This is a genomic window from Pseudomonas putida (assembly GCF_002741075.1).
GTDB classification, from domain to species: domain Bacteria; phylum Pseudomonadota; class Gammaproteobacteria; order Pseudomonadales; family Pseudomonadaceae; genus Aquipseudomonas; species Aquipseudomonas putida_T.
The window spans coordinates 2,328,825-2,352,496 of record NZ_CP016634.1; the positions used below are offsets into that span (position 1 = coordinate 2,328,825).

The 23,672-nt window shown below is 60.3% G+C and carries 23 protein-coding genes; 6 read left to right on the forward strand and 17 right to left on the reverse strand.

Translation table 11 applies throughout. From position 1 onward, the window contains the following. Positions 1–402 precede the first annotated feature (402 nt). Positions 403–1,551: a helix-turn-helix transcriptional regulator gene (locus tag IEC33019_RS10650; RefSeq protein WP_070094447.1), complete on the forward strand. Its 1,149-nt coding sequence runs from the start codon at positions 403–405 to the stop codon at positions 1,549–1,551. Positions 1,552–1,559: 8 nt separating this feature from the next. Here the strand turns inward: IEC33019_RS10650 and IEC33019_RS10655 are convergent, their stop codons facing one another. Beyond that, positions 1,560–2,438: a helix-turn-helix transcriptional regulator gene (locus IEC33019_RS10655; RefSeq protein ID WP_070094446.1), complete on the reverse strand. Its 879-nt coding sequence runs from the start codon at positions 2,436–2,438 to the stop codon at positions 1,560–1,562. A 351-nt stretch (positions 2,439–2,789) separates the two neighbouring features. Between IEC33019_RS10655 and IEC33019_RS10660 the strand changes: the two genes are divergently transcribed. Together IEC33019_RS10660 and IEC33019_RS10665 are read left to right on the forward strand one after the other, a co-directional pair. Beyond that, complete coding sequence (locus tag IEC33019_RS10660) at positions 2,790–3,032, forward strand: hypothetical protein (protein ID WP_070094445.1); 243 nt, start codon at positions 2,790–2,792, stop codon at positions 3,030–3,032. Positions 3,033–3,101: 69 nt separating this feature from the next. After that, entirely contained in the window at positions 3,102–4,094 is a 993-nt protein-coding gene (locus IEC33019_RS10665) for a 5'-nucleotidase (protein WP_070094444.1), read from the forward strand. Between the two features lie 48 nt (positions 4,095–4,142). Here IEC33019_RS10665 and IEC33019_RS10670 read toward each other — a convergent pair whose 3' ends face one another. From IEC33019_RS10670 to IEC33019_RS10690, 4 genes are all read right to left on the reverse strand, one after another. Next, the gene (locus tag IEC33019_RS10670) at positions 4,143–5,027 is read right to left on the reverse strand and encodes a hypothetical protein (protein WP_070094443.1); all 885 of its coding nucleotides are present in this window, start codon (positions 5,025–5,027) and stop codon (positions 4,143–4,145) included. Between the two features lie 291 nt (positions 5,028–5,318). Further along, on the reverse strand, positions 5,319–5,774 hold the full coding sequence (locus tag IEC33019_RS10675; protein WP_070094442.1) for a hypothetical protein: 456 nt from the start codon (positions 5,772–5,774) through the stop codon (positions 5,319–5,321). Between the two features lie 2,032 nt (positions 5,775–7,806). Further along, a complete protein-coding gene (locus tag IEC33019_RS10685; RefSeq protein WP_139139913.1) occupies positions 7,807–8,265 on the reverse strand; it encodes a hypothetical protein in 459 nt (152 codons plus the stop codon). After that, on the reverse strand, positions 8,252–9,154 hold the full coding sequence (locus tag IEC33019_RS10690; RefSeq protein WP_157765883.1) for an NAD synthetase: 903 nt from the start codon (positions 9,152–9,154) through the stop codon (positions 8,252–8,254). Before IEC33019_RS10690 ends, IEC33019_RS10685 begins: the two co-directional genes overlap by 14 nt. Before the next feature lie 340 nt (positions 9,155–9,494). Here IEC33019_RS10690 and IEC33019_RS10695 point away from each other — a divergent pair, with 340 nt between their 5' ends. Both IEC33019_RS10695 and IEC33019_RS10700 read left to right on the forward strand, forming a co-directional pair. Continuing rightward, positions 9,495–10,262 carry a hypothetical protein gene (locus IEC33019_RS10695; RefSeq protein WP_070094438.1) on the forward strand — a complete coding sequence of 256 codons (768 nt, stop codon included), beginning with the start codon at positions 9,495–9,497 and terminating at the stop codon, positions 10,260–10,262. Between the two features lie 134 nt (positions 10,263–10,396). Then, entirely contained in the window at positions 10,397–11,290 is an 894-nt protein-coding gene (locus tag IEC33019_RS10700; protein ID WP_157765884.1) for a hypothetical protein, read from the forward strand. 88 nt (positions 11,291–11,378) lie between these two features. Here the strand turns inward: IEC33019_RS10700 and IEC33019_RS10705 are convergent, their stop codons facing one another. From IEC33019_RS10705 to IEC33019_RS10760, 12 genes are all read right to left on the reverse strand, one after another. Continuing rightward, on the reverse strand, positions 11,379–11,717 hold the full coding sequence (locus IEC33019_RS10705; protein ID WP_081337530.1) for a RidA family protein: 339 nt from the start codon (positions 11,715–11,717) through the stop codon (positions 11,379–11,381). 51 nt (positions 11,718–11,768) lie between these two features. Beyond that, positions 11,769–13,187 (reverse strand): aldehyde dehydrogenase family protein, encoded by a 1,419-nt coding sequence (locus IEC33019_RS10710; RefSeq protein ID WP_070094435.1) that lies wholly within the window; start codon positions 13,185–13,187, stop codon positions 11,769–11,771. An 11-nt stretch (positions 13,188–13,198) separates the two neighbouring features. Next, positions 13,199–14,239 carry a homoserine dehydrogenase gene (locus IEC33019_RS10715; protein WP_070094434.1) on the reverse strand — a complete coding sequence of 347 codons (1,041 nt, stop codon included), beginning with the start codon at positions 14,237–14,239 and terminating at the stop codon, positions 13,199–13,201. A 206-nt stretch (positions 14,240–14,445) separates the two neighbouring features. Continuing rightward, positions 14,446–14,883: an Lrp/AsnC family transcriptional regulator gene (locus tag IEC33019_RS10720; RefSeq protein ID WP_070094433.1), complete on the reverse strand. Its 438-nt coding sequence runs from the start codon at positions 14,881–14,883 to the stop codon at positions 14,446–14,448. Next, a complete protein-coding gene (locus IEC33019_RS10725; RefSeq protein WP_099593420.1) occupies positions 14,880–16,265 on the reverse strand; it encodes a threonine synthase in 1,386 nt (461 codons plus the stop codon). Before IEC33019_RS10725 ends, IEC33019_RS10720 begins: the two co-directional genes overlap by 4 nt. Before the next feature lie 25 nt (positions 16,266–16,290). Beyond that, entirely contained in the window at positions 16,291–17,175 is an 885-nt protein-coding gene (locus tag IEC33019_RS10730) for a LysR substrate-binding domain-containing protein (protein WP_099593422.1), read from the reverse strand. Positions 17,176–17,223: 48 nt separating this feature from the next. Continuing rightward, positions 17,224–18,660, reverse strand: coding sequence for an amino acid permease (locus IEC33019_RS10735; protein ID WP_172959808.1), 1,437 nt, complete (start codon positions 18,658–18,660; stop codon positions 17,224–17,226). A gap of 140 nt (positions 18,661–18,800) precedes the next feature. Further along, positions 18,801–20,072 (reverse strand): cystathionine gamma-synthase family protein, encoded by a 1,272-nt coding sequence (locus IEC33019_RS10740; RefSeq protein WP_070094430.1) that lies wholly within the window; start codon positions 20,070–20,072, stop codon positions 18,801–18,803. Positions 20,073–20,269: 197 nt separating this feature from the next. Beyond that, the gene (gene glsB, locus IEC33019_RS10745; protein ID WP_070094453.1) at positions 20,270–21,178 is read right to left on the reverse strand and encodes a glutaminase B; all 909 of its coding nucleotides are present in this window, start codon (positions 21,176–21,178) and stop codon (positions 20,270–20,272) included. A gap of 100 nt (positions 21,179–21,278) precedes the next feature. Continuing rightward, on the reverse strand, positions 21,279–21,521 hold the full coding sequence (locus IEC33019_RS10750; protein ID WP_070094429.1) for a Pathogenicity locus: 243 nt from the start codon (positions 21,519–21,521) through the stop codon (positions 21,279–21,281). A gap of 140 nt (positions 21,522–21,661) precedes the next feature. Then, a complete protein-coding gene (locus IEC33019_RS10755) occupies positions 21,662–22,072 on the reverse strand; it encodes a S24 family peptidase (RefSeq protein ID WP_070094428.1) in 411 nt (136 codons plus the stop codon). A gap of 19 nt (positions 22,073–22,091) precedes the next feature. Continuing rightward, positions 22,092–22,325 carry a hypothetical protein gene (locus IEC33019_RS10760; RefSeq protein ID WP_070094427.1) on the reverse strand — a complete coding sequence of 78 codons (234 nt, stop codon included), beginning with the start codon at positions 22,323–22,325 and terminating at the stop codon, positions 22,092–22,094. Positions 22,326–22,546: 221 nt separating this feature from the next. On the opposite strand from IEC33019_RS10760, the gene IEC33019_RS27795 reads away from it, so the two are divergent. Continuing rightward, positions 22,547–23,410, forward strand: a complete 864-nt coding sequence (locus tag IEC33019_RS27795) for an HNH endonuclease (protein WP_250169605.1) — start codon at positions 22,547–22,549, stop codon at positions 23,408–23,410. Positions 23,411–23,672 lie beyond the last annotated feature (262 nt).

Consider the following 23,672-nt stretch of genomic DNA (forward strand, 5'->3'; position numbering starts at 1 on the left):
CTTTCTTCGCGGGTAAACCCGCTCCCACAGGTACGGCGGTGCTTCGAGGCCTGTGGTTGAGCCTGTGGGAGATTCTAGGGTGCCGGACAAACTCGAATCGCCTTCGGTTGGTATTCCTTCACTTTTCAGCCCGTGCAAATACCAGCCCTGGCGCAGTTCTCACAGACACAGCGGTGTTGTTGAGAACACCGCAGAACCTGTGGGAGCGGGTTTACCCGCGAATGGGCCAGAACTGCCTACAAATATTCAGCTTTTTGCCACGCGATGGTCCAGGCGCCTCCACCCGGCCTCCTGAGCTCGCGATTGGCGGCCGTATCTGTACATGACAGTTAGTCCAAACAGACGATTTACCCGACGAGCCCCCCATCAATACTGCCCTTCCCGATACCCGCGAGGCGCAGCATGATCGCTCACCATCCGGCTCCCATCGCCACTGACGCGCTCAGCGCCTTGCTCGCCCAGGTCTATCAAGGCCCCCTCGAATCCACACCCTGGGGCGGCTTTCTCGAACAGCTACGCCAGCGCCTGGACGCCAGTTTCATCACCCTGGTGCTGCGCAACCCGGAGCACGAACGCCCGGGCCTGATCGTCAATGCCTCCAGCCACGGCCCGCTGCTGCCGGGCGAGCCGTCCTACAGCGAGTACTACTACTCCATCTGCCCCTTCCTCGACTGGCCTGCCGATCACGTTGCCACGGCCGACCAGGTGATGGGCAGCGCGGTATGGCTGGCTCACGATTTCTACCGCAACTACCTGCAACCGCTGGACCTGCGCCACGTGCTGGTGGCCAACATGGTGACCAATGCCGGCATGCACTGCGCCCTGTTTGCCAGCCGCGGGCATGCCGGGGCGGACTTCGATGCCGAGGAAATCGCCCTGGTGCGCCTACTGCTGCCACACGTGCAGCAGGCCGTGGACCTGCACTCGGCCGTGGACCAGCTCGACTCCGAGCGCCAGTTGTATGCCGCGACCATCGACCGCTTGATGGTCGGCACGGTGATCCTCGATGAGAACGGCCGCAAGCTGCGTTGCAACAGTGCCGCGCAGCGATTGTTCGATGAAGGCGATGGCCTGGTATGCCGGCAAGAAAAACTCTGCGCCTACCTCAACCATGAGAACCGCACCTTGCAACAAGCGGTCCAGACCGTGCTGCGTCAACGCCAGCGCGGGTTGGACGAACTGGAAGTGCTCACCCTGTCCCGGCCCAGCGGCCAGATGCCGCTCAACCTGCTGCTGCGGCCCATCCCCCTGAACTACCAGGCCGGCAAAGGCACCCGCAGGCCGGCGGTGGCATTGTTCATTCGCGACCCGGCCGACTCGCCCCAGGCCTCGCGGCACCTGCTGCGCAGCCTGTTCCAGCTCACGCCGATGGAAACCGAGGTGGCGATGCTGGTGATGGATGGGCAGACCCTGGATGAAACAGCGGACCTGTTGCACGTGTCGCGCAATACCGTGCGCGCGCACCTGCGCGGGGTGTTCGCCAAGACCGGCGCCACGCGTCAGGCACAATTGGTGAAAACCCTGCTCAACAGTGTGGCGTCGCTGGGCTGAGCAACCGTTCAGTCAAAATGCAGCCAGGGGCGCAGTGCGTCTCGGTTAGCCAGCACCAACTGCTGGGCCTCAGGCTTTGGATCGTGCACATTGGGGTTCACGTGGAAGCGTCGTACCACGTACTTCACCAGAGCCTGACGGCTGGGGATGACCAATTGCCCGTCGATCATGCCGAAATCCATCTCGATGATCGCCTTTTGCGCCGCATTCAGGCGCTCGTCCGGCTTGAAGATCACATCGATCCGGGTGTTCCACTCCTCGTCCTGCTCGCTGCCGTTGTCGGTCTGGTCATCGCGCAGTTCCGGCTCGCCGCGAAAACGGCTGAGCACGAAATCCCGGTATTTTCGGTTCTTCTCGCAATAGGCCCGCACGTGCCAGCGCATGCCGGTGTAGACCAAGGTGTGCGGGGCGATGGTGCGGCCTTCGAGCTCGGGGCTGTTGAATGACACATAGTCGATGTCCAGTCGCCGCTTCTCCCGGCACGCCTTGAGCAACGGCCGCAGCACCTCGGGCCTGACCGAGCGATCGGGCACTTTCAGCACCTCGGTATGGGCATAGGCCAATGCCAGGCCTTCGATATGCGGCGCGCGTTCGTTGTTCTGGTTGAGCAAGTCGAGGTAGGCACTGGCGCTGTCGTCGATGAACAGCGGCTTGAACTGTCGAGTCGGCACGTAGCCCTTGAGCTGCTTGTCGTAGACCAGGTTCTTCGAGGCGTAGTCGGTGATGTAGGTGTTGATGTCCTTGGAGGCTTGTTGGCGGCTGATGCCGAAGCTCTGGATCAGGTGATTGGTGGTCAGGCGCCCTTCCCACCACACCACGGTCTCGATCAACCGGTAGCGCAGGGCCAGGTCCCAACGGGTTTGCTCCATACGTTGCGTGCGTTTCATCGACTGCCCTCGGCCTACGTTTGGTTGGATGACGTGTCGTCAAAGACTACGTGTCTTGGCTGTTGCCAATCAAGAGACTAAAACATGTAAACAAAACGGACATATCTATGTGCCTTGCAGTCTTTCACATTCACTTCCTGCCGGGTGTGCGCCAGCTCAGGTGCTCCGTGGCCCAGGTGATATCACATGGCCTCTATTCGATGACCGAAGCCCATTGAGTCGGGCCTGCGAGCAGGCTTCGAACCTGCGCAATTGCTTTACCTGTACAAGTCTCCATTATCGACATGTAGTAAAACTAGACATATCGTTTGGCTCGTACACATACCCTTGCTCTTCTCAAGGAAGCGAAACATGGAGAACATTGATCTGGTCCTGCTTGGCGTCACCGCTTTCATCGTGTTGATGCTTGGCCTGCAGCATGCCCGGCTCAGCGAGATCTGGCGGCTTTTGCGCAGCAACCGCGAGCTGGAGCGCACCGCTCGCATGCAAAAACAGGAAAACCGCGAATTGCGCAGCGCGCTGCGTGCCGAGCGGGAACATGTGGCACAGTTGCAGCGTCAGGTACACCTGTTGCTGGGGGTGGCACCGCTTTGAGAATGGCCTGAGGATGTGGGCGCCGCTCTGCAGCCCAAAAGGCTTTGATACCGTTTTTAAGGAGGCCGCATGCCCTACCCCATCGAGCAGAAACTTGTCGTCGGCGTCGCCTCCAGCGCGCTGTTCGACCTGACCGTGTCCGACGACATCTACAAGACCGAAGGGGTCGAGGCGTATCGTCAGCATCAGGAGCAGAACCTCGACGAGCCCTTCCCCAAAGGCGTCGCCTTCCCGTTCATCCGGCGCTTTCTGAGCATCAACAAGGCCTTCCCCGCGCAATTGCCGGTGGAGGTGGTGCTGCTCTCACGCAACTCGCCCGAGACCGGCCTGCGGGTATTCCGCTCGATCGACCACTACGGCCTGGACATCACCCGGGCGGCGTTCATGTCTGGCCGTTCGCCCTATGAGTACATCCCCGCGTTCAATGCATCGCTGTTTCTGAGCGCTCACGAAGAAGATGTCCAGCGCGCCATCGACGCCGACTACCCCGCTGGCCTCGTGCTGCCCACGCGCATCTACGACGATGAAATCGACACCGAGCTGCGGGTGGCCTTCGACTTCGATGGCGTGATCGCCGATGACGAGGCCGAAAGCGTGTACAAGCAGCATCACGACCTCGATGAGTTCCTGGCCCACGAGCGCGACCGCAAGGCCATCCCTCATCAGCCGGGCCCGCTGGCGGACCTCTACCGCAAGCTCTCGCACATCCGCACACTGGAGGACCAGAAACTGGCCCAGTGCCCGGATTACCAGCGCATCCTGCGCATCGCCATTGTCACCGCGCGCAACGCGCCATCCCACGAGCGGGTGGTGACCACCTTGAAGAATTGGGGCGTGTCGCCGGACGAATCGTTCTTCCTGGGCGGCATGGAAAAAGACCGGGTGCTGTCGATTCTCAAGCCGCACATGTTCTTCGACGACCAACGCAGCCACCTGACGTCGGTGGCCGGGGATCTGCCGATGGTGCATGTGCCGTTTGGAGTGGCGAACGAGCGCCGGGAAGCGGGCAACGCGCTGGCCGAACCTGCGCCGTTGCCCGTGGTGGCCTCGCGGAACGGTTGAGTCCCGGTACAATGCCTGACCCAGATCGCAATCCCTTTACTACCTATGTCATGCCGACCAGGACTCGATCGTACTGACGACGATGGATTGCAGCGTATCGGTTCCGACGACCCCCGACAGCTTGCCCAGTGCCTCGACAATCTGAGGATAGGTCTCTTTATTCAAACTGGGCATCAGAAAGCATTTTTTCATCCGCCCAATCTGTTGGGAAAGGTGCAGTTGCTTTAATGTCAGACTTGAATGGTTGAGACGCAACAATGCATTACTCAGCGCTCTGCGCTGCTGCGGCTCCAAAGTCCGTACCAGTTCCAACCAACTTTGCCCGGTCGCCGATCTCGCCTGTCGCAGGTAATTGATCATGAGGGAGTTGCTCTGGAGCCCGGACGCTGCATCAAGCATCTCACTGACGGCCGCATACCATGGCGCGTTGTCTAACTGATAGACCTGCCTCTTGCGGGTTGCCCCACCCTTGATTTCGCGACTCCGCACGGCGATAGGTACTGAAACATCGTCCACGCGCAAACACAGCGGCATAGCGAACACCGAGGAAATAACAGATACCCCGCTACCCATCATGAACACCAGACGCTGCACTGCGCCGACGCGCTGTCCTGCAAACTCGGCCACCTCGGTGAGTACCCTTGCCTGGCGAGGGTTGTACTTGATTTCACTGGCGTACTGCTGAGGCTTAACCGTTTTCCTCATTTCCTGAATCACCAATTGCTTCGGCGCAGTGCTACAAACCGGCTGAACCCTGCGAAGGCGAATGACATTGTAGTCCGCATCAATGTAAACGACGCCTGCACCGATAAGCGCCATATCGGCATCGATCACTGTAATCAGGCGAGGCAGGTCGATAAGGTGTTCGACACGTCGCCGTAGCAAATACATCGAGGGTGGCACGCTAGGCTCGTTCAATCGTAAGCGTTTCATCAAGCATCCTGTCTGAAGAGGAAAGCAGGCAAACACCAGCTGTCACCTGCAAAGCCCGCAGCGTATGGATCCCTTGATGGCCCATATATCGGTGAATTCTGTACAGCCCCAGCAACTCGCCACCGGACATCCGGCGATTTTTCGTTTGCTCCAAAATTAGCGCCTCACTCGCGCCTGGGCTGCACGCATCAACGTGAGTAGACCTGTCACTGTTTGATTGGCCATACGGCCCGTTCGCGGGTAACCCGTGAATGCATCTCAAGAGAGAACGCCGTTATCAGATCAGATCATCTAAGCCTGCGTGCGTTTGAGCTGCCGGATCAGGCGCCGATAGCGGGTGCGGCGCCTGCGCATGACGCAGAGGCGTTTCCAGAGGCCCCGGTAACGGCGGGTATTCATTAGCCACAAGGCAATCAACGCAGGACACGCACTCATCAGGGCGACATGGGGCACAGGAGAAGCTTTATAAGTTGACAGCGTCCCCACCAGGCATATCAGCAGCACTACCAACTGTGCCTTGAGGGCGCGGGCATGAGCCCTGAGTGCAAGCAGTGTCTGTATCCAGATAAAAACGCCCAGAACAGACATCGCAAATACGATCACATTGTCTCTTGGGAAGCCGAACGTGAAAACACGGGCGACACCTACTACCGCCGATGCACCTGCCATCAATGTCAGCATCATGCAGGCGATGAATGTGAAGTAGTAGCGCTTGATCCAAATAAGCGTTTGGTTAGTAAGCATCATAGTGGATGGGCTCCATAATACTCACGGCGATCGCTTGCACAACCGTCCAAAAAACTTCTTATATTGCTGCACAGGCCTATTCGGCGCTCCGATCTACCCGCCGCCTACAAAGACGACGGCACTATCATAAAGGATCAAGAATTTAGCGCCTGCGCGTTCGCTTGATCTGCCGGATCAGGCGCCGCTGACGGGTGCGGCGCCTGCGCATGACGCATAGGCGTTTCCAGAGTCCTCTGAAGCGACGAGTATTAAGCAGCCATAGGGCAATCAATGAGGGAAGCCCAGTCACCAGTGAGAAATCGGTCTTCGGAGAGAACCCCAGAGTCAGAAGTGTGCAGATAAAAAATATCAGAAGTGACATTACCAGCGAACTAAGCGCCCGAGAATGAGCTCGCATTACAAAAAAGTACTGAACAACTACATACGTACCGCAAACCATCAACGCAAAATGCAAGACACCAACATCCCGCACACCTAGCGTTTCGACTACGCCAAACAACGCAGCAGCGGCGGATGCAAAAGTAAGAAAATAAATTGCCAAAAATATCGGCAGGTATGGCCTAAACCCAGCAGGTATTTTTTCAGCACGCATCATTCTGGATCAAATTCCATGACGCTTACGGCGATCATTTTAATACCGTCCACAAAAACTCCTTATGTCGCTGCACTGACCTATTCGCGGGTAAACCCACACAAATTCTCCGGTGCGATGAAGAACACCGCTGCCCCTGTGAGCGCGGCGGCTCGACGCTCCGGTTTACCCGCAAATACGTCCACGAAGACGAGGTCGTTATCAAACAGGATCAAAAGTCTAACGCCTGCGCGTTCGCTTGAGTTGCCTGAGCAGGCGCCGCTGGCGGGTGCGGCGCCTGCGCATGACGCATAGACGCTTCCAAAGACCCCGGTAGCGTCGGGTGTTCATTAGCCATAACGCTGTCAAAGGCAGAATAGCGAACATGATGACAATCTTAGGATTTGGCGTCGCCTTGTAACCCGCCAGAATGCTCACGAGACACATCAGTAGTATTACCACGAGCGTTTTGACCGCTCGTGGATGGGCTCTGAGCACTAAGAAGGTCTGTATCCAGACAAACAAACTCAACGCGCTCGCTGCAACAAACATTTCTAGCTCTTTTGGAAAGCCGAAAGTAATCCACTGAGCGGCTATAACCACTGAAGCCCCACTGGAAAGTACAGTGAGGACCATGATAATCAAGAAGTTTAAGGTATAAGGCCTGATCCAAGCCGGAAGGTTTCTGTATAATATCATTCTGAATCAGAGTCGATGAGAGTGACTGCAATGGACTGAACCCGGGAGGGGTCCACTTCTAAAACCACCTTATTTTTCTGTACCGGCCTATTCGGCGCTCTGACTTATCCGCGAACAGGTCCGCAAAGACGACATCGTGATCAAAGGATCAAATATTTAACGCCTGCGCATTCGCTTGAGCTGCCTGAGCAGGCGCCGCTGGCGAGTGCGGCGTCTGCGCATGACGCAGAGGCGTTTCCAAAGGCCTCGGAAGCGACGGGTGTTCAGCAGCCATAAGGCAATCAATGAGGGAAGCCAAGCCATAAGAGCGAGCATGGGCTTAATTGACATATTGTAGCTCAAAAAAGCGCATCCAAAAAACACTAGAAGTAAAATGATGAGTATTCTTAGCGCCTGTGGATGAGCTCGCAATACAAAAAAACTTTGAATAGATATGAAGAATGCCAAGCCTATCCCGGCAACATATTCCACACCTACCGTATCGAGACGAAGCGGAAGTGCGTGAGCAATTCCCGACAATGCAGCAGCACCTGCCATCAATGTAAAAACATAGATAATCGCGAATATCGGAAGATACCGCCTAACCCCACAAGGCAATGCTTCACCAGATATCATTTCTGTTCAAACCCCATGACACCTACGGCGATCGTTTGAGTACCCCATAAGAAAACTCCTTATGTTTCTGCACTGGCCAATTCGGCGCTCCGGTTTACCCGCGAATACGTCCGCAAAGACGACGTCGTTATCAAAAGGATTAAGAATCTAACGTCTGCGCATTCGTTTGAGCTGCCTGAGCAGGCGCCGCTGGCGGGTGCGGCGCCTGCGCATGACGCATAGGCGTTTCCAGAGGCCTCGGTAACGGCGGGTATTCATCAGCCACAAGGAAATCAACGCAGGACACGCGCTCATCAGGGCGACATGGGGCATAGGAGAAGCTTTGTAAGTCGACAGCGTCCCCCCCAGGCATATCAGCAGCACTACCACCTGTGCCTTGAGGGCGCGGGCATGAGCCCTGAGTGCAAGCAGTGTCTGTATCCAGATAAAAACACCCAGAACAGACATCGCAAATACGATCACATTGTCTCTTGGGAAGCCGAACGTGAATACACGTGCGACACCTACTACCGCCGATGCACCTGCCATCAATGTCAGCATCATGCAGGCGATGAACGTGAAGTAGTAGCGCTTGATCCAAATAAGCGTTTGGTTAGTCAGCATCACGGTGGGTGGACTCCATAATACTCACGGCGATGGATTGAACGCTCGAACTCCCAATAACAGTGAGCCCACTAGCCACAGACTCCCGTATCATGGCCAACGTTGCCTGGCTCAACTCTGCTGGTGTCAGGCGCTTTTTCTTCCTGCCGATACGCTGCGCGAGCTTCAACTGTTTGTTGGTCAGGCTCGGGTGTCGAACGCGCAACAGTTCATCGTTCAGCGCCTTGCGCTGTTGCCGGCTTAATGGCCGCAAGAGCTGCGACCAACCAATTCCTGTCGAGGATTTTCGAACCTGCAGGTATCTGATCATATTGGCGCCGGCTACACTGACCGCGAGCAGAGCGATCGTATCCAGCAGTTGGCTAACAATTTCAAACCATTCTTCATGAAACCAAGCGTCGTCTTGGGTGGCTCCACCCAGCTCGCTGTATACTCGTCCAACTCCGACTGCGCACTGGAGCAGTGCCGCGCCAGCACCTGCAAAGCCAAGATAAACAATCGGAGTTGCAACACCGCCTGAAAATGTCGAAGCAGCGCCACCCGCAACCATTATCAGCACACTGAGTGCCGCGCCAGTGCAGGCCAGCCCCATGTTGGCAATTTCCGCGAACATTTCAGACTCGCGAGCATCCCGTTGGATATTTTCGACATATGCCCGTGCAGTAACAGGCTGCCTCACCTCCTGAATAACCAACCACTTCGGCACCACACTGCACACCGCCTGAAACCTACGCAGGTTGACGATGTTGTACTGCGCATCGATATAAACCACCCCCGCCCCGATCAGCGCCGGGTCTGCATCGATCACCGCGAACAGCCGAGGCAGATCTATCAGTTGCTCGACGCGCATCCGCGCCAGGTAGGTCGAGGGGCGTGCTCCGAGTTCGTCCAAGCGTGTAAGTCTCATCAAGCATCCTGTCTGAAGAACCGAGATGGCGGAAAACCAGTGGCCGCGTGCAAAACCCGTAGCGTACGGAGCCCCTGATAGCCTGTATGTCGGTGCCTTCCGAAGAACCTCGTCATCTCCCTGCCCGCCCCTTCGAGGCCTTTTCGCCGGCCCCGAAAAGCCGCCTCAGCAACGGCGCGCACAAGGGTTGACCATCAGCACTGGAGCACCGCATGCTCGGTCACACCCGTCTGTGCTCAAGGACTGATTGCATGAAGCCGGAAGACCGCGCCATCCCCACGCCCTCTGGCCCACCGGCACAATCGACGCGGACGAGCCGGCGGCAATGACCCTCTTCTACCTCAAGCTCATCGTCACCCCGCTACTGATGTGGGCCGTGTCCCTCGCCTCCCGACGCTGGGGCGGCCTGCTGGGTGGGTTGCTGTCCGGCTTGCCCATTACCTCCGCGTTGGTAATGACCTTCCTGTGCCTGGAACAAGGCACCGCCTTCACCCTGCGCGCAGTCCCAGGTGCCCTGGGCGGCCTGGCGGCGGTGCAGGCCACCTACGTCTGCTACCTGTACGCGACCCGGCGCACCGGCATCGGTTGGGCCGCCCTGCTGGCGTTGGTGCTCTATGCCGTGGCCGCCTACACCTTCACCCATGGCGGCAGCCTGTACCTGTCGATCGCCGCCGCCCTGGCGCTGATCGCCTGGCTGATCCGCGCCACCGACCGTGAACCCAAGCCGGACCTGCTGGCCAAACCCCGTCATCGCTACTGGGAAATCCCCCTGCGCATGGGGGCCGCCACCACCTTGCTGATGGTCACCACCGGCTTTGCCAGCTGGCTGGGCCCGGCGGCGAGCGGGATGCTGGCGCCGATTCCGGTGATTGCCTGGCCGTTGGTGGTGTTCGCCCATGTGCAGGGCGGGCGCGCGGGAATGGCAGCGATGGTGCGGGGCAATGCCATTGGTGCGGTGGGGGTGATTGCGTTTTATCTGGTGGTCGCGGGGCTACTGGAAACGTTGGGGATTGCGGCGACGTTTACCTTCGCGGTGGTGCTGGCGGTGGTGTTGACCGTGGCGTTGGCGGCGGGGTTGCGGCGCGGTCGTTGATGCCGCCATGGCCAACGTTCTACAGCGCACCGAAAAGGCTCAAGTTCTCCGAACGGTGGGCGATCTAGCAGGGGAACCCTTGATTCTTCTCGCGACCTTCGGACAAAAACGTGCAGTCGAGTATCCAACCGCTCTTGAGCAACCTGCAGCAGGAATACTTCTCCAAGCTCGATAACTGGAACGAGCTGATACAAACCCCGTTCTTCGACATGCTCGTCGTCTGGGGCATTGTGACCTTCGTCGCCGCGATCATCCCGCTGAAGTTGAGCACCGCACGTGGCCTGATGCTGGGGTTTACCTTCGCCATTTGCGGGGCGGTGGTCATCACCGCGGATATTGCCGCGGGGAACCTCAGCGCCAAGAAACAACTGATCGAGGTAGAGGCACAACTCTCAGACCTCAAAGCGTCGGCCCCCGTGGATGAGAAACGCACGCCTGCTCAGGCACCTACACCGCCCAAGAACGCCGCCTCATTGAAGAACGAGCGCGAGCGGCTGCTCGGCAAGATCGAGTTGGCTGGCCTGCTGACCACGTTCACCGCCATGACGCTCGGAGGCCTGGGCGGAGGATTGCTGACGGCCGCAGTGAGCATGCCGAGAAACAGGCAGGAGGAAGAACGCCAGGAAAAGCCTTTGCTCGAGCGCATCTTGAATGGGTATTTCTACCTGTTCGCCTTTGTGTTGACCTCCTCCCTGATCCTCCTGGCTGGCGCATACACCTTCATTGCTCGCCAACTGACCAACGCTGGGACCGCACATCCACTCTTGCTGGTCCCTATCGTTGGGTTCCTGTTGAGCATTGTGTTCAGCGGCATTGCCTTCGACAGAACCCGCAGCCACTTGAAAAAAGACAAACCGCAGTTGCTGCTGCAGTCGATCATCGGGCTCTTTGCGTTGTTCTTCTATCTCAATACGGTTGCCCACGTCTGGTACGACATCGGCGCGATTTCCATGGCCCTGCACATCCCCGTGGTCCTGGCCTTGTCCCTTCATGCCCTATACCGCTACCGGCAAACTGCCCGTCGTTGATACGACATGGCGTCTGCTCACCCAAGCAAGAGAGCCCCGTGACCGAATCCACTGGTGTCGGGGCGCTTCAACATAAGTGTTCGGGGTGTTACTGACGGTCGTTCCACGCACTGCCCGGGTGAGTCGCAAACACCTGCATCTCCACCAGGTAACCGTCGCCCAGGTCGGCGCCGACGCAGGCACGCACTGGCTTTGGGCAGCCCTCAAGCCAGGCGTCGTACACCTCGTTGACCCGGTCGAAATGGCTGTAGTCGGCGAGCCATAACTGAACCCGGGTCAACTGGTCCTTACCGATGCTTGCCTCGGCCATCAGGCCATCGATGATCGCAAGCACTTGCCGGAGTTGCCCCTGCACATCCTGTTGCAGGTCGTGGGCGGCGATACCCGCCGTTTCGAACAGGCCTCGGTAGCTGACGGCCAGCGACATCCGGTCGCCTGAGGCATGACGTGTGATCATCGATGTGTACTCCCTTGTGCATTAACTCAGTTGATTGATGCAGACCACCTTGGGCTGGGTCATGTCTTCATAGGCGAAGCGCACACCCTCGCGCCCGAGGCTGCCGTACTTGGAACCGCCGAACGGCATGGCGTCGAAGCGGTAGTCCGAGGAGTCGTTGATCATCACGCCACCGGCCTCGATGCGCTTGGCCAGTGCAAGCGCGGCGGACAGATCCTGGGTGAACACGCCGGCGTGCAGGCTGTACTCCGGTGCATTGGCCAGGGCGATGGCCTGCTCGCGATCATCGAACGGCGCCAGCATGACCACCGGTGCGAACGCTTCTTCGCGCCACAATTGGCTGGCGTGGGAGACCTGCTCGAGCACGGTAGGTGCATAGGCGGCGCCCTCGCGTTGGTGGCCGCACAGCAGCGTCGCCCCCTCCTCCAGCGCCTGCTCCACCAGCGCCTCGACCCGTCGTGCCGCAGCCTCGGTGATCATCGGCCCCATGTCGGTTTCGCGCCGGGCGGGGTCGCCCAACACCATCGAGCGTGTCAGGGCGACGAAGCGCTCGCGGAACGCCTCATAGATCGAGGCGTGCACGAGAATGCGCTGGGTACCGATGCAGTTCTGCCCGGCCGCCCAGAATGCACCCGAGACGCAGGCCTCGACCGTGGCGGCGAGGTCGCAGTCTTCCAGCACCAGCACCGGGGCATTGCCACCCAGGTCCATGGCCAGCTTCTTCAGGCCCGCGTTACGCGCAATCTGCTCGCCGGTGGTGAATCCGCCGGTGAAGGAAATCATGCGGACTTCACGCACCGCGACCAGGGCCTTGCCCAGCTCGGCGCCGCCGGTGGCGACAGTGACCACGGTGTCGGGCAAACCCGCCAGGCCCAGGTATTGCACCAGCTTGATGGCCGACAGCGGGGTCAGTTCCGAAGGCTTGAGAATGACCGCGTTGCCCCCGGCGATGGCTGGGCCAAGCTTGTGGGCCACCAGGTTCAGCGGGTCGTTGTAAGGGGTGATCGCAAGGATCAGTCCGAGGGGTTCGCGGGTGAACCAGCCTTGGCGCGACTCCGAGCCTTCATAGGCATCGAAAGGCACCACTTCACCGGCGTTGCGCCGCGCCTCCTCGGCGGACAGCCGGAGGGTGTTGATGCAACGCTTCACTTCTTTTTCGGCCTGGCGCAGGGTCTTGCCCGCCTCGTCGACGATCAGGCCGGCGAAGTCCGCCGCATCCCGCTCGATGAGCCGCGCGGTATTTTCCAGGATACTGGCTCGGCGATGCCGAGGCAGTGCGGCGCTGTCGCTGACGCCCTGGCGGGCGCGGGCCAACAAGCCCGGCACATCCTGGACACCGAGGTTCTCGACGCTGCCGACGAGGCTGCCATCGAAGGGGCTGTATACATCGATCAAGGCGGGCTCCTGCAGGGAAACCCGTGGCAGGTAAGACAGGTTCATGGCGTTGCTCCTCAGGCCGAGTGGGTGGCGTGGATGGCGACGATGTCCGACAGCAAGGCAAATGCGGTTTCGATCCGCCCGGCGCCAGGGCCCGACACAGTCACGGCACCCAGCAGTTCGGTATCGAATGCGACCGCGTTGGTGGCGCCGCTGATGCCTGCCAGGGGGTGGTTGCCGGGTAGCAGGCGGGCCTGCACGCTGGCCTGGACCGAGCCGTCCTGGTTACGGCTGGCAGCACCGATCAGCTTCCAGCGCTGACCCGAGGCCAGGGCCTGCTGGATATCGTCGCAGGTGATCGCGCTGATGCCGCTGCACGTCACATCGCTGACCTGCAGGCAGGCGCCCAGCAGTTCGTTGGCCAGAATGACCACCTTCAGGCGCACGTCGTAACCTTCGACGTCGGCACTCGGGTCCGCTTCGGCGTAGCCCAGTTCCTGGGCCTTGGCGACCGCCTCGGCAAAGCCAAGGCCTTCTTCCATGCGCGTCAGCACATAGTTGGAGGTGCCGTTCAGAATGCCCTCGAAGCCGACCAGCCCTGCCCCGGGCAACGTCTGGCGTGCCATGCGCAGCACCGGGGTGCCGCTCATCACGGCGCCTTCGTACTCGAACGACACTCCCTTGGCCTTGGCCAGTGCCTTGAGCGACTGGGCATGCAGGGCAATCGGCCCTTTGTTGGTGGTGACCACATGCTTGCCCGCTTCCAGCGCCCAGCGGCAGAAGGTGGCGGCAGGTTCGCCATCCTTGGGATTGGTGAAGGTGGCCTCAGCGATGATGTCGGCGCCGGACTGCTTGATCACCGCCTCGTTGAAGGCCTCCGCCGAGCCTTGTGCCAACTGCGCCAGCGCCCCCTTGCTGGCCGGCAGCGCGACCAGAGTGGCGGCATCCAGGCCATCGCGGTCGATGGCCGAGCCCAGGAACAGGTCGGTGACGCCGACGATCTTCAGGCTGAAACCCAACTCCTGTTGCCAGCGCGCATTGCGCTCGGCGATCAGCTGGGCCAGGGCGCGGTTCACTCCGCCAAAGCCAACGAGTGCGATCTTGTATTCAGTCATGCTGTGTGGTCCTTCTCAGGCGATTGGTCGATGGGGTTAGCCTAAGAGCCGGGCCATGCCAGTTGAATATGGCAATCCGCTGTATTTATTGGCCAATCTGACCAGTGCCTGGCGCCTGCTTTTATGCCGGTCACACGAAAAACGCCGCCCGGGTCGAGCCCGGGCGGCGAGGTTCTGCAATCGGTGTGTGCAATGGGGTGCTGGGCTCAGATCACACTGGACAGCACGAACGAGGTGACGGTGTTCTCGACGCCCGACATGGCGGCGATTTCCTTCCAGACGTGGTGCACCCGCTCGGGGCTGGCAGCCTCCACGCGCAGCAGCAGGTCGAACTCGCCGCTGAGCACTTCGCACTGGACCACCTCGGGGATCATCCGCAACGCATCGAGTACCGCCTCCCCTCGCATGCGGTCGTAGCGGTAGACGAAAATCACCGCATTGATCAGCGAGGTGGGCCGCCGTCCCTCGCCGATGCGCAGGGTGTAGCCCTGGATGGCCCCATCGCGTTCCAGCCGTTCGATACGCTGGCGCACCGCATTGCGCGAGAGATTCACCTTCTGCCCCAGCTCGGCGTGGGCAATCCGTGCGTTGGCGGTGAGTTCGGCGAGAATGCACTCATCCAGTGGGTCGAGAATGCGCTTCATCGCGCGGCCTGCAACTGGATCAGTGCCTCGTGCAACCCCGCCAGGTCATCCCTGCCCAGCCGCGGCGCGGCCGTGTTGCCGGTCGGCTGGCCCGGCACCGCACCGTGCCAGGCGCCCAGCTCGGCCAGCAGCGTGGCCGATTTTTCAGGCGCAAACTGGCCCAGCGTGACGATGGGCGCGCCGATGTTGCGCCGGTGCAGGCGCCCGGCGAAAGCGCCGGTCGCGGTATGCGGATCGACAGCGCTGCCAGTCTCGTGGAACAGCGTGACGATCTCTTCGCGGATCAGCGCATCGTCCACGGCGTAGGAGTCGAACAGCATGCGCGCCTGCAACCACTGGCGGTTGCCGATGCTCAGTTCGCCGCAGTCTTCGAAGTGCTCCATCAGCGCCCGGGTCGCACCACCGTCGCGGTCGTACAGTTCCCAGACAAAACGCTCCAGGTTGGAAAACAGCGAAAAATCCATGGCCGGTGACAAGGTTTGCCGGGTGGCCGAGCGACTGTAGCGGTTACTGTGGATGAACCGGTGCAAGGCGTCGTTGCGGTTGGTGGAGACAATGATCTGGTTGATCGGCAGGCCCATCTTTTGCGCGATGAACCCGGCGTAGATCTCGGCGAAGCTGGCCGTGGGAATGCTGAACCCCACTGGCCGGACGCCGCCGCCCAACTGCAGCGTCGCATGGAAATAGAACACGATCTGCGCCAGCACGCCGACCCAGTTGCTGGAGTTGAAACTGATCGGCATCAGCTCCGGGCACGGCCAGGCCCGCAGCAGGCGTGAGGCCAGGGACTGGCAGTCATCGAAGCTGCCATCGACCGCCATGCAACTGACGCTGTCGGAGTCGGCGCTGTTCATGATCGCAGCGCGGTCCGGCGGGGTGCCGGCGGACGGATACAACGCCAGCAGACGCGCCGTCGGGCAATGACGCAAGGCATCGATGGCGGCCACGGCGGTGTCGCCATTGCTGGCACCCACCCACATCACCCGCTCGCACGCCTGGCCCAGGAAGTGGCGGATCAGCCGCGCCTGCAACTGCGCGGCGAAGTCCTTGGATGAACGCGTCGGCCCGTGGAACAGCTCCAGGATCCACTCGTTGTGGCCGATCTGCTGCAACGGGGCGATGGCCCGGTGCTGGAACCCGCGGTAACTGTCGCTGACCAACGCGCGCAAGGTGGGCTCGTCGAGGGTATCGCCCACGAAGGGCGCGATGACCCGCCAGGCCAGCTCATCGAACGGCAGCCACGACCATTTGGCGATTTCCTGTGGGCTGAACACCGGCAGGGACGCCGGCACATACAGCCCGCCGTCCTCGGCCAGCCCGGACAGCAGCGCCGTGCGGAAATCAACTCGTGTCTCGGTACCGCGCGTGGATGTGTACTGCATCGTTGCTCCAGGTGAAAACGTATGATTAGCGGTGCGCCATGGCCACCAGCCAATGGCTGAAAGCCTGGGCATCCGGAGTCAGGGCCTCGCCCAGGCCTCGGACCAGATAAAACGACTCGCTGGCCTCGATCCGCTGGCTGAACGGCGCCACCAGGCGCCCCTCGCGCAGTAGGTCTTGGGCCAGCGAGGAACGCGCCAGGGCCACCCCCAGCCCGGCCTCGGCCATACGCAAGGTGGACACCAAGGTGTCGAACTGCATGCCGCTGGAATAGTCGACCCCCTCGGCCCCGACTCGCTCCAGCCAGTACCCCCACCCCTCCTCGTAGCCCAACACATGCAGCAGCGGCAGACGGGCCAGGTCGCTCGGCTCGCGCAGCGGACAACGGGCGAGCAGCGCCGGCGAGCACACCGGCACCAGCACGTCATGGGTCAACCGCTGTGCCTCCACCCCCGGCCACTGGCCGTTGCCCCAGCGAATCTCCAGGTCATCCTCGGCATCGAGCTCCTTGACCCACAGGTTGCTGATGTAACGCAGATCCACCTGCGGGTAGGCATGGCGAAATTCAGCCAACCGCGGCGCCAACCAGAAGTGCAGGAACGACAGGCTGCCGCGTACCTTCAACGGCCGGCGCTTGCGTTGGCCGAAAATCTCGTTGGTACCCACCGCCAGGCGGCTGATGGCGTCCTGCACCACCGGCAGGTACGACTGCCCCTCTTCGGTCAAACCCAGCCCCCGGGGCAGGCGCTTGAACAGCGCCACCCCGAGTTGGCTTTCCAGGTGACGAATCTGCTGGCTCACGGCGCCCTGGGTGAGGTGCAGCTCCTCTGCCGCGTGGGTGAAGTTCAGGTAGCGGGCCGAGACTTCAAAGGCACGAAGCCAGTTCAAGGGGGGCAAGGTTTTCTGGCTCAAGGGCGGCTCCTGATGGCAACGTTCGGCGATGGCCTAGTATCGCTGTGCTCAGGCGGCCTCGGTACCGGTCGCGGAAACTTCCGGCACCTGGCTGCGCGCCTTGAACTTGCAGGTGAGCCAGTACACGAAGTAGCACCAGGCAATGAACGGCAAACCAAAGTACAGGGCCACGCGCTGGGCCGGGTCGAAGGCGATACCGACGCAGGCCAGCAGACAGCAGAAGATCGCCGCCAGCGGCACGAACGGGTAGCCCCGTACACGGAATTTGAGGTCTTCGAGCTTGCCGCCGTGGGCCAGGTAGTGCCGGCGGAAAGCGATCTGGCTCACGGCGATGCTGATCCACACCACCACCACCGCCAGCCCGGAAATCGACACCAGCGCCAGGTAGATGGTGTCGGGGGCGAACACACTGCTCAGCAAGGACGCCATGCCGCCTGCCATGCTCAGCACAATGGCGTTGACCGGCGTGCCACGACGTGACAGCGAGGCGTACCGGCGCGGCATGCTGCCCTGATCGCTCAAGGTCCAGAGCATCCGCGCGGCGGCGTACAGCCCGGAGTTGGCGGCCGACAGCAGCGCGGTGATGATCACGAAATTCATGATGTCTGCGGCATAGGGGATGCCGATCATCTCGAAGACCATCACGAACGGGCTCTCCACCAGCCCGGCCTGTTCCCGTGGCAACAGCGTGGCCAGCACGAAGATGGTGCCGATGAAGAACAGCGCAAGGCGTAGCACCGTGGTGCGGATGGCCTTGGGTACGTTCTTTTCAGGGTCGCGAGTTTCGCCGGCGGCGATACCGATCAGCTCGGTGCCGGAGAAGGCGAACGCCACCGCCAGCAAGGTCATGGCAATCGACCAGAAGCCGGTCGGGAACAACCCTTCGCGGGTGAAGTTGCCCAACCCGACACTGTGTGCCTGCTCGATCTCGAAACCACCGAGAATCGCCCCACCACCCACCACCAGGAACACGACGACGGCAAGTACCTTGATCAACGACAGCCAGAACTCAGTCTCGGCGAACGAACGCACCGAGATGATATTGCTGATGAACACCGCGGCCCCGAACAACGCACTCCAGATCCACACCGGCGTGTCCGGGAACCAGCGCACCATCAAGATGCCGGCGGCGGTGAACTCCGAGCCGATGGCCACCGTCCAGGTCAACCAGTACATCCAGGCGACCATGTAGCCGGTGCCCGGTCCGATGTAGCGTGTGGCGTAGCTGCTGAACGAGCCGACTTCCGGCATGTGCACGGCCAGCTCACCAAGGCACATCATCACCAGGTACACCATGACCGCCCCCAGCACATAGGCGATCACCGCGCCCAATGGGCCGGCCTGGTTGACGGTGTAGCCGGACGTCAGAAACAGGCCGGTGCCGATGACACCGCCCAACGCCAGCATGACGATATGGCGGGTTTGCATGTCCTGTTTGAAGGAGTGCACCGAAGCATTTTTACTTGTCGTTGTTTGCACGGACATTGTGGGTTTCTCATGAATGTTGGCGGGCAAGGGCGTGGCGACGACCTCGTCTTGGCAGAGCGAATCGAATGGCCTTGCATCGTTGTTGTTCTACTTCATGAAGGGGCACCCGCCCTACCGGGCGAGTACCACGCGACAGCTCAGGCGGGCAGCTCGATCGTGCTGCCAGCTACATCACCGTGCAGTTCCTTTGCCTCGGCCAGTTCCTGGCGGACGGCCGTGCAGGCTTGCGCCAGGTCGGCCACCAGGTCGTCGGTTTCTTCGATGCCGACCGAAATGCGCACCAGGCCTTCGCAGATGCCGAGCGCCAGGCGCTCCTCCAGCGTGTTCTCCACGTGGCTGGTGGTTCGCGCCGGGCCATAGATCGTCTCCACCGCCCCCAGGTTGCCCGCCCGGTGGGCGTACTTAAGACGCGGCAGCAAGCGCGCCACCGTCGGCATGCCGCCCTTGAGCACGAAGCTCACGATGGCGCCGAAGCCGCGCATCTGCGCCTTGGCGATGGCATGGCCCGGATGCTCGGGCAAGCCTGGGTAGTTCACCGCCTCCACCAGCGGCTCGTGGCTCAGGTATTGGGCCAGGGCCAGGGCGCTGGCCTGTTGCTGGCGCATGCGCAGGGCCAAAGTCTTGATGCCCCGGATGATCAGGTAGGCCGAAAACGGGTCCAGTGCCGCGCCGTTGATCTCCCGGTAGTGACGCACCTGGGCCATCAACGTCTCGGCGCCGCACACCACCCCGCCCAGCACATCACCGTGCCCGGACAGGAACTTGGTGGCGCTGTGCACCACCACGTCCACGCCCAGGGCCAGAGGGTTCTGGTTGAGCGGCGTGGCAAAGGTGTTGTCCGCCACCACGATGGCCCCCACGCGCCGCGCGGCGGCGCTCAGGCGGCGGATGTCCAGCACCTTCAGCGTGGGGTTGGTGGGGGTTTCGAGGTACAGCACGTCGCAGCCGGTTTCGATCTCACGCTCCAGCGCCTCGGTATCCAGCGTGTCGCACAAGCACACCTGCACGCCCATGCGCGGCAGGAACTCTTCGAAGATCTTGTTGGTGCCACCGTAGCTGTCGCGGGTCGACACCACGCGCTTGCCGGTGCAAAGGAAGGTGTGCAGCACCGCGCTGATGGCCGCCATGCCGCTGCTGAACGCCACTGCCGATTCGGCCTGCTCCAGCTCGGCCACTTTCGCCTCCAGCGTGGCGACCGTGGGGTTGCTCATGCGGCTGTAGATATAGCCCGGCAGTTTGCCCAGGGCCACGTCGTACCAGGCGTCGATGTCGTTGTAGCCATAGGCGGCGCTGACCACGATCGGCGTCTGGGTGGCGTTGTAGGGATGCTGTACTTGCTCGCCGCTCCACACCACCTGTGTGCCGATACCGGCCACGCTGCTGTGCTCGACGTTTTCGTTCTTGTTCATATCCGCTTCCCGCAGGCTGAGAGTCTTGCACCGATTCAAGATCGGGCCTTGGGGGGACTATAGGGATATGACCAAAAGCTGAAAAACGATGGAATCCGGGGGTGAGGGGCGTTTTTTTTAATGGCTGTGTTGAGCGGTTCTACAGCACGAAAGCCCTCGAGCTGTCGTGCTGCAAAGGTATTGCGGCCCCATGCCGATCAGAACACCGACCAGCCGATCCTTGAGCTGAGCAACTCGAGCGCCGCCATCCCGGCGAGCGAGTTGCCCGCCGCGTTCAACTCCGGCGACCACACGCAGACCGTGAACTGCCCCGGCACGATCGCCACGATCCCGCCGCCTACGCCACTTTTGCCGGGCAAGCCCACGCGGTAGGCGAAGTTCCCGGCTTCGTCATACAGCCCGCTGGTAGCCATGATCGAGTTCACCTGCTGAGTCTGGCGCTGGGTCAGAATCTGATTGCCGCTGTGCTTGCAGAACCCATCGTTGGCCAGGAAACAGAACGCCTTGGCCAAGTCCAGGCAGTTCATTTGCAGCGCGCAGTAGCTGAAATAACTGCGCAGCACCGTCTCGACCTCATTATGGAAGTTGCCAAATGACTGCATCAGATAGGCCATGGCCGCGTTGCGCGCACGGAACTGATACTCCGAGTCAGCGACCCGGGTGTCGATCGCAATGTGCGGGTTGCCCGATAACCGTCGCACGAAATCGCGCATCGACAACGTGGGCGCTGCAAAGCGCGACTGGTTGATATCGCAGATCACCAGTGCCCCGGCATTGATGAACGGATTACGCGGGCGCCCGCGCTCGAACTCCAGCTGCACCAGGGAGTTGAACGGCTGGCCCGAAGGCTCATGACCCAGCCGCTCCCAAATCGCCTCCCCCGAGTGCTCGATTGCCTGAACCAGGCTGAACACCTTGGAAATACTTTGCACCGAAAACGGCACCCGCGCGTCGCCTGCGCAGTAATAGCTGCCATCGTTGCCATAGACCGCGATGCCCAGCTGGTTCGCGGGCACATCGGCCAGCGCAGGAATGTAATCAGCCACTTTGCCCTTGCCGATCAAGGGACGCACTTCGTCGAGAATTTCGTTCAACAGCGTTTGCATGGAAGGCCCAGTCATCAGTCCCCCAGACGACAGCGAGGGGTGGCATTCTTGACGACAATCGAGTGGGAGAAATCACATGTTCGCGAAGAAATGGATGACGCTATTCACTTGCAAATCGTCTCGCAAGCTCGACGGCAGCGGTGATGGCTGCGCGGGCTTGAGGGCTGTTCTTCCAGCAGGTGGAGCCGACCGCAGCGGATGCGCTGGCTAGGATGTCCGTGACGCTGCATTCGCTCAGTTCGGTCAGCGAATGGATGCCCAGCTGTTCGAGTCGGGCTATGACGGTAGGGCCTACGCCCTTGAGTTCGAGGAGTGAAGCGCGCTCATTGGGTGGAAAGGGCATGGGAGAAATCCTTTTCTGGTCATTGGGGTTGGGAAGGTTGCCTGATATCTAAGGGCGCTGCCATAGGCGCCTGCAGGCATCCGGTGCCGTCTATTCCCGAAAAAGCAAACGCCCCCAGCATTCCACTGGAGGCGCTTCTTTCACGTCCTGATGACATGAATGACCTTATGCACGGCCGTTACATCTGAAGTCTTTATAATAAACGTCTCAGGTGGGTTCAGCATTTCGACACAAATAGCCATTTGAGCTTCACCGCCCGCCTCCCAATATTTTTTGGGTGGCAAAGGCAAAAGTAGCCGCTTAATCAATGGCTGAATAGTTTCATCCTTCCACCATATAACCACTAGATCGCCCAACTCGGGGGGCTTCTCAGGATCGAACACCATTATGTCGCCCGATTTATATTCGGGCAGAAGACAATCACCTTCGGCGGTTATCGCATAAGCGCTTGGACTCGGCTGTGCGCTTTTAGGACACCTGACACGCCCACCAACGGTTAGGTTGGAAAGGGCGTATTTCTTCTTTTGGTGGAGTGACTCTACCTCTTTCATCGCTGGATCCTCTCAAGTCTTAGTCCACATAAACGATGGCCTTCCCCTTCCCGTATTTGGCTTGCATGAGATCCAACGCCGCCTGGGCGTGTTCGCGCCGGGCAAACCATGGCGACCGGCATTCGCGCTTTTCCTTGAGGTAAAGAACACAATACATCGGAGCAGATATAGGCGCTTGTAATGCCGTGCGAAGACGGTCCTTTTTAATACGCGCATGCAATGCTTCCGGTGAAATCAAGGCACTCGAAGCCATGACTTTTATCTCCTGAAATGAATCTCTGCTGACGCCTGATCGGCACGATGAAGTGCATTGGTATGACAATACGTCCACACTCAGCTACTTCCTGTCGCTTTTAATCGCCCTGCACTGCGGGGCTATTTGGAGAATAGGCGGCGATCGACGCTCAAACGTCGCCCTACGCACCAAGCGGAATCTTCCTACGCACCTTCCTCACGTCGTCTGAAGGAAGTAAGGTGACGGGCATCCATCGCAGCACCGAAATGCTCGCCCTATACCTCGCCAGCAAGGAAGCCCTCGTGACTATTTCCATCACTCCCGTCCCCCACGGAATGTCACCCGGAATATTCGCATCGGAGCAATTGGAGCCAGGCAGCGTTTACAGCCGAGCGGACCTCAAAGCACGCTTCGACATTCACGACGCCACACTCAACACCGGGATCTTCCGCCCAAAGGGGTATGACTCTGTTTGGCTGTTCATCACCGAGCACAAGACCTCCGACAGAACCCAATACGAAGATGCCTTAGAGGGCGACATCCTTCGCATGCAAGGACAAACCAAGGGGCGAACCGATGCCCTCATTCTGGAGCACCGCGAACGAGGCCTGGAGCTACTGGTTTTCTATCGCAAGGCGAAGTACGAATATCCTGGCGCGGGTTTTCGTTACGAAGGCGTTTTCACGTGTGAAAACCATGAAGGCAGCGGCCCGACATCGTTCGTATTGAAGCGCGTATCGGACGCAGTTGGAGAAAATCTTCCGGTAACGATCGAGCAAGCACTAGACACCCAAGGCGCCTTCAATCCCGATGACCTGAGCGACGCGCGCATGCGCACCCTGGCGTCGATCGTTCGGCGACGCGGCCAACCTCAATTCCGAAAGCAATTGCTCAAGGCCTACAAAGGCCGCTGCGCCATGACAGGCTGCACGTTGCAGCAGGTTTTGGAGGCGGCCCATATCCACCCCTACCTCGGCGATGAAACCAACGTGGTTGCCAATGGGCTCTTGCTGAGGGCTGACGTGCATACGCTGTTCGACTTAGGGCTGTTGTGGGTCAACCCAAGCGATATGCGCATTGGCATCGCCGACACGTTGAAATAGAGCGAATACGTTTCGCTGGAAGGCCAACCGTTGTACCTGCCAGAAAACGAACCAGACCGCCCTAGCCTCCCCGCGCTGGCGTTTCGCTTCAACACGATTGCTGCCCGCTGATCACACGCCTCCATGTAGGAGCGGCGCCGCGATGGGCCGCAAAGCGGCCCCAGTTTTGTCACCCGCCCACCGCGAAAAAGCACCCCCGGCATCCAGAGGCGCTTATCAATCCAAGTGCTCGCCGCTCAACATCAACAGAGTAACCAAACCG